At 63.1% G+C, this 6,256-nt stretch carries 5 protein-coding genes; all 5 read left to right on the top strand.

What is annotated here, in order from left to right:
• On the top strand, positions 1–1,772 hold a 1,772-nt coding region (gene aspS / locus FZZ88_RS04395; RefSeq protein WP_230332819.1), incomplete at its 5' end, for an aspartate--tRNA ligase.
• Between the two features lie 83 nt (positions 1,773–1,855).
• Positions 1,856–2,281 (top strand): esterase-like activity of phytase family protein, encoded by a 426-nt coding sequence (locus FZZ88_RS12135; protein WP_255453046.1) that lies wholly within the window; start codon positions 1,856–1,858, stop codon positions 2,279–2,281.
• Between the two features lie 58 nt (positions 2,282–2,339).
• Complete coding sequence (locus tag FZZ88_RS12130) at positions 2,340–2,813, top strand: esterase-like activity of phytase family protein (RefSeq protein WP_255453045.1); 474 nt, start codon at positions 2,340–2,342, stop codon at positions 2,811–2,813.
• 4 nt (positions 2,814–2,817) lie between these two features.
• A complete protein-coding gene (locus FZZ88_RS04385; protein ID WP_166016204.1) occupies positions 2,818–4,974 on the top strand; it encodes a PhoX family phosphatase in 2,157 nt (718 codons plus the stop codon).
• Positions 4,975–5,113: 139 nt separating this feature from the next.
• On the top strand, positions 5,114–6,247 hold the full coding sequence (locus tag FZZ88_RS04380) for an RpoD/SigA family RNA polymerase sigma factor (protein WP_166016202.1): 1,134 nt from the start codon (positions 5,114–5,116) through the stop codon (positions 6,245–6,247).
• Positions 6,248–6,256 lie beyond the last annotated feature (9 nt).

Here is a 6,256-nt window from a genome sequence, read left to right as displayed (position 1 = left end):
TGTGCGGCTGGGTTGATCGACGCCGTGATCACGGCGGGGTGATCTTCATCGACCTGCGGGACCGCAGCGGCACGGTGCAGATCACGGTGGACCCGGATCTGGGAGCCGACGCCTTCGCCGTCGCCGAGCATCTACGCAGCGAAACCGTGCTGCAGGTGCAGGGGAAAGTTCGAGCCCGCCCTTCCGAATCCCTGAACGACAAGCTGGCCACAGGGGCTGTGGAAGTCCTGGCCAGCGGCATCACCGTGCTCAACAGCGTGAAGGGGAATCTGCCGTTCCCAGTGTCCGTGCATGACGAGGAGAACACCCGCGAAGAACTGCGGCTGCGGCACCGCTATCTGGATCTGCGCCGGACGCGCATGAACGACAACCTGCGGCTGCGGGCCCAGACGATCCAGGCCGCCCGTCGTTTCCTGGAGGACGAAGGCTTCATCGAGGTGGAAACACCGGTGCTCACCCGCTCCACACCCGAAGGCGCCCGCGACTACGTGCTGCCCAGCCGAGTCTGCGGCGGTGAATGGTTCGCATTGCCCCAGTCACCGCAGCTGTTCAAACAGTTGTTGATGGTGGGCGGCATTGAGCGGTACTACCAAGTGGCCCGCTGTTTCCGCGACGAGGATCTGCGCGCTGACCGCCAGCCGGAATTCACCCAGCTGGACATCGAGATGAGCTTCATGGATCAGGAGCAGATCCTGGAGCTGAACGAATCGCTGATCTGCGCCATCTGGAAGGCCGTGAAGGGCATCGAGCTGCCTCGTCCCTTCCCCCGCATGACCTGGCATGACGCCATGGAGCGCTACGGCACCGATCGGCCAGACACTCGCTATGGCATGGAGCTCACCAACGTCAGCGACATCGTCAAGGACATGGGCTTCAAGGTGTTCAGCGGTGCCGTCAAGTCCGGCGGCGCGGTGAAGTGCATCGCAGTGCCCGGCGGCAACGATGCGGTGAGCAACGTGCGGATCAAGCCCGGCGGCGATGTGTTCAGTGAAGCCCAGAAAGCCGGTGCGGGTGGCTTGGCCTTCATCCGCGTGCGAGACGGCGGGGAGATCGACACGATCGGCGCGATCAAGGACAACCTCAGCGATGAGCAGAAGCAGGAGCTGCTCAGCCGCACCGGCGCGGAACCCGGCACCTTGCTGCTGTTCGGCGCCGGCGACACCGCCACGGTGAACAAGGCCCTGGATCGCGTCCGCCAGTACCTGGCCAAGGAGCTGGGCATGGTCAAGGCCGAGCGCGACAACGACCAGTGGAACTTCCTCTGGGTGGTGGACTTCCCGATGTTCGAGTTCAACAGCGACGAGAACCGCTACGAGGCGCTGCATCACCCCTTCTGCGCTCCCAACGCCGAGGATCTCGGCAACGACGCCTCGCAATGGGCTGACACCCTCCCGGGAGCTCGGGCCCAGGCCTACGACCTCGTTCTCAATGGTCTGGAGCTCGGGGGTGGATCCCTACGGATCCACGACTCTGCCCTGCAGCGCCAGGTGCTGCACACCGTTGGCCTGCCACTCGAGGAGGCCCAAGAACAGTTCGGCTTCCTGATGGATGCTCTCGATGTGGGCGCACCTCCCCACGGCGGCCTGGCCTTCGGTGTAGACCGCATGGTGATGCTGCTGGCCGGTGAGGAATCGATCCGCGACACGATCGCCTTCCCCAAGACCCAGCAAGCCCGCTGCCTGATGACCAATGCCCCTGGTGGCGTGGCCGACAAGCAGCTGGAGGAACTGCATGTGGCCAGCACCTGGGTGGAGCCCGACCAGGAGGACTGACCTCTGCGGCTGGACTGAGTCGGTACTGTTCTTGCCACTGATCAGCGACGGGTGCGAAGGTTCGACACCGGTTGCTGAGATCCATGGATCTAGCTCTTCCCTGTCCCCTGGATGCCGGGTGGGAGTTGGTTCGCATGGTGATCTTAACGAGGCAGGGGGATGATGGTCTTCCCCTGGGCGGGTTTTCCGCAGCCGCTTACCAACCGGAGCCAGATCGGCTCTGGCTGCTCAGTGATGCCCCCCAAGGTCATCTCGTTCCATGGGGAGGGTTGGCCCAGCTGCTCAACGGCATGGCCTCCGCGCTGGCCCCAGGGCCGAGGCTGCTGCTTCGCGATGCGAATGGGCAACCATTGCCCGAGGGTTTTGATGGCGAGGGCCTGGTACTGGAGGGCAGCAGTGCCTGGATCACCAGCGAGGGTCGCCGCACGCCGGATCGCACCGCCCGGCTGATCCGCATCGATATCAACACTGGCCAACAGAAGGAGGTGCTGCCGCTGCCGCCGCCTTGAAGGGGCACTGCCAGGTCGCGGTCTTGCACGCAATCAGGGGCCGGAATCCCTAACGGCGTTGGCCCCATCCGAGCTGCTGCTCGCCGCTGAGCGACCTCTGCTGCACAGCGCTAATCCATCGCTCATACCAATGGCGCGCCTGAACAAGGGAGCGGCGGTGCAGGGTGAGGGCGCGTTGGAGATCCACCCCTTAGCCAAGACCGCTGGCCTCACCGAGTTGCTGGCCCTGCCCTCACACCGCCGACTGCTGGCCCTTGTCCGCGGATTTCAACCGCCCATCACGTGGACCGCCCGGCTGTTGCTGTACCCCTACCCCACTGGCAACGCTGCTCCACCGCTGAAACCATTGCATGGCTGGGATCTGCTCACGGCTGGGCTGCCGCCGGACAACTGGGAAGCCCTGGCCGTCGGCCCACAACTGAGCGATGGACGCACCACGTTGGTATTGGGGAGTGACGACAACTTCAACCCTCTCCAGTCAAGCTGGCTCGCGGTGATGGCTCCTCGCCGCACCGAAGCCTGTTCCGACTGATGCGATGACTCTGCGCCGCCGCTCTGTTCTCTCCATGCTCGGCCTTGGCAGCGTGGGCCTGCTCACGGCCAAGGGTTTGTCGGGTTGTTCCTCCAACGGCGTTGGATCCGTCCCCAGCAACAGAACCTTCCCCTTCACACCGGTGCGGGTGCCACTGCCAGTGAACAGCGATGGCCTGACGGCCGCAGAACAGCAGACCACCTACCGCGAGATGGCTGTTGAAGATCGGCTCGTCGTGCCGGAAGAGTTTCGTTCCGATCTCCTCGCCGCATGGGGGGATGCCTTGGGTAACAGTCGCTTCGGGTTCAACAACGATCACCTCGGTTTCGTGCAGCACGATGCGAATCGGGCATCGATGACGGTGAACTTCGAGTACATCAGCCCGAAGCCCTGGGTGGATGGATTCAACGAGGTAGTGGGCCAACCTCTTCCCTATGCCGCTGTGGTGCGGGCGTTGGCGCCCGTGGATGGCGTGATCGATTGCACGGCGCTAGCAGCCAGGGACCCTCGCCTCGCACAGATCCGTGCCGTTGCTGATCAGGCGATGACCGATCTCGGCATGGGTGTGATGACCTTGAAACGGGACAGCCAGGGGCGCTGGGTGCGTGCCAAGGGTCACCAGGACCGGCGCATTGATGGCATCGCCGGCCTTGAGAATCCCGCAGAGCGGCTGCGCAGCACAGGACCAGCCACCAGAGTGTTCGAGGCTGCCAGCCGTCAGGGCTATGACGACGGCTTGGGCAGCGCAGTCATCGGCACTTTCGCCAACTGCGGCGGCGGCACCACCCCATGGGGCACGGTGCTCAGCGCAGAGGAAAACTTTCAGTCCCAAGTTCCAGAGCCGGTGTTTGCAGATGGCAGTTCGGTAGCACCATCCCAGCGACCATTCCTCTGCCGCGAGCGCAAATTGCAGGGGCTCGGCAACGTCTATGGCCTGGCTGGCAACAAATACGGCTGGATGGTGGAGGTGGACCCGGACGCCCCTGCTCAGCAGGCGGTGAAGCACACGGCTCTGGGACGGTTTCGCCATGAGGCGGTGGCCGTGCGTGCGGAAGTGGGGCAACCCCTGGTGGTGTATTCCGGCTGCGATCGACGCGGTGGCCATCTGTACCGCTTCGTCAGTAGCAAAACAGTCACGGATTTAAAGGACAAGGCCAATTCCCTTTTGCTGGAAGGAGGAGAGCTGCAGGTGGCGCGATTCCAGGCGGATGGCACGGGCGATTGGCTGCCGCTGACACCTGATACCAAGGTGGATCCGTTCCTACCCAGTCGGTTTGATCAAGCGGGTCTCACCTGTCCTGTGGAGCTGCCCAACAGTGATCGCGAGCAAGCCGTTGCCGAGCTGTTCCGCGATGATGCGTCCGTTCAGGCTTACCGCAAGCGCTATCCAACCCTCGCCAGCCTCTATCGCGGAGACGGGGAGGCTGTGCAGGGAGCGATTCTGGTGGATGCGCACCTGGCGGCCAGTGCCGCCGGCGGAACGCCGACAGCCCGTCCGGAAGACACCAAGATCGACCCAATCAGTAGTGATCTGTTGATTGCGTTCACCTCCGGTTCACCAGGGATGACCGGCGGCGCTGATCCTGAGGTATTTCAAGGACCAGAAGGGCAGGCCACCTGGCCCAACGGTTGGGTGATGCGTTTGAGCGACCAAGGTGAGAAGGACTTCCGCTGGCGCATGGCAGTCACCGGGGGGACCCCCTGGGCCGGTGGCCTGGGATTCACCAATCCAGACAACGTGGCCGTCGACGCCGAGGGCAATCTCTGGATCGTCACGGATCGCTCGATGAAAGGAGCAGCCGGAGATGTGTTTGGAAACAACAGTTGCTGGTTTGTTCCGCGCAACGGTGACCAAAACGAGACGGCCGCCTGTTTTGCCATCGGACCAATGGAGTGCGAGGTCACAGGTGTTTGCCTGGATCGTCCGGAGGAGACCCTGTTTCTGGCGATACAGCATCCAGGCGAGGTGCATGGATCTCACCAGTCAGGGGATGAAGAGTTCCAGGCCCACGACCTGGTGGATCGTGATGGCAAAGCGTTTCAACAATTGCGCCAGCTGCCGCTCGGATCCAACTGGCCAGCGCAGGCCCCCGGTCGGCCAGCGCGTCCAGGGGTTGTCGCAGTCCGTCGCAGTAGTGGTGAGCCTTTGCTGGGGGCCTAACCCGAGGCTTCACGATCCATTGGGCAGGAGAACCAAATCCATCAGCTTTACTGAGCAGATCCCGAAGGGAATCAGCGCATTTGTCGCACCGCGGTCAACGGCGAGGAACCCTGAAGTTGGACTTCACCAAGGCCAGCTTTTGCCCAGTAAGCCCCGACGGACAGGGGGAACCCGTGAGCGCCGCAGCAGCGGCACGACGGATCTGCTGCGGCTTTATCTCCAGGACATTGGCCGGGTCGACCTTCTCACCAACGAAGAGGAGGTCACCTTGGCGCGTCTGGTGCAGCGCCGCGAAGCACTACTGCACCAGCAACGGGATCTGGCCGAAAGCCATGCGGCCATTGGGGAACTGCATCGTCTCGAAGAGCTGCAGCGCCGCGAAGCGAACCAGCACAGCCACTGGCCGACCAAGCAGGAATGGGCCCGGGCGGCCGGGCTGCCCTTGCCGGAGTTGCAGCAGCGAATCGACGTGGGGTACCAGGTCTGGGCTGAGCAGGCACAACTGGAGGCCAAAGACCTGAGGGTGGCCCTCCGCAACGGGCGACGGGCCAAAGACCACATGATTCAGGCCAACCTGCGGCTTGTGGTGGCTGTGGCCAAGAAATATCAGCAACGGGGCATGGAACTCCTGGACCTTGTCCAAGAAGGGACGCTCGGTCTGGAACGGGCGGTGGAAAAGTTCGATCCCACCCGTGGCTTTCGCTTCAGCACTTACGCCTACTGGTGGATCCGTCAGGGCATCACCAGGGCCATCGCCACCCAGAGCCGCACCATTCGTTTGCCCGTCCACGTCACGGAAAAACTGAACAGGATCAAGCGGGTCCAGCAAGCAATTGCGAGCAACGAAGGACGCATCGCCTCAATCGCGGATCTGTCGAGAGAGCTAGGCATCAGTGAGGACACCGTGCGCCAGACCCTGGCCCGGGTGCCCCGCTCGGTCTCGCTGGACACCCGCGTCGGCCGCGAACAAGACACCCAACTCGGGGATCTGATCGAAGACGGTCATGCCACCCCTGAGCAGACCCTCACCCACGACGAACTCCACAACGATCTGGAACATCTCTTGGATGAACTCACCAGTCGGGAGGCCGCTGTCCTACGACGCCGCTTCGGGCTGGAAGATGACACGCCCCAAACGCTGGCCCAGATCGGAGAAGAACTGAAACTATCCCGGGAGCGCGTTCGTCAGATTGAAACCCGCGCCTTGCTCAAACTGCGACAACCCCAACGGCGCAGCAAAGTCCGCGATTACATCCAGGGCCTGGATTCCTAAACCCAAAGC

The sequence above is a fragment of the Synechococcus sp. PH41509 genome, assembly GCF_020514285.1.
Classification (GTDB): Bacteria; Cyanobacteriota; Cyanobacteriia; order PCC-6307; family Cyanobiaceae; genus Parasynechococcus.
Note: the sequence above shows the minus strand (reverse complement) of the source record. Positions and strands in the feature narration are given on the sequence as shown.

Excerpts from the sequence above, each read along its gene's own strand:
- FZZ88_RS12135 (WP_255453046.1), top strand. The coding sequence starts at position 1,856 with ATGGATCTAGCTCTTCCCTGTCCCCTGGATGCCGGGTGGGAGTTGGTT.
- FZZ88_RS04385 (WP_166016204.1), top strand. The coding sequence starts at position 2,818 with ATGACTCTGCGCCGCCGCTCTGTTCTCTCCATGCTCGGCCTTGGCAGC.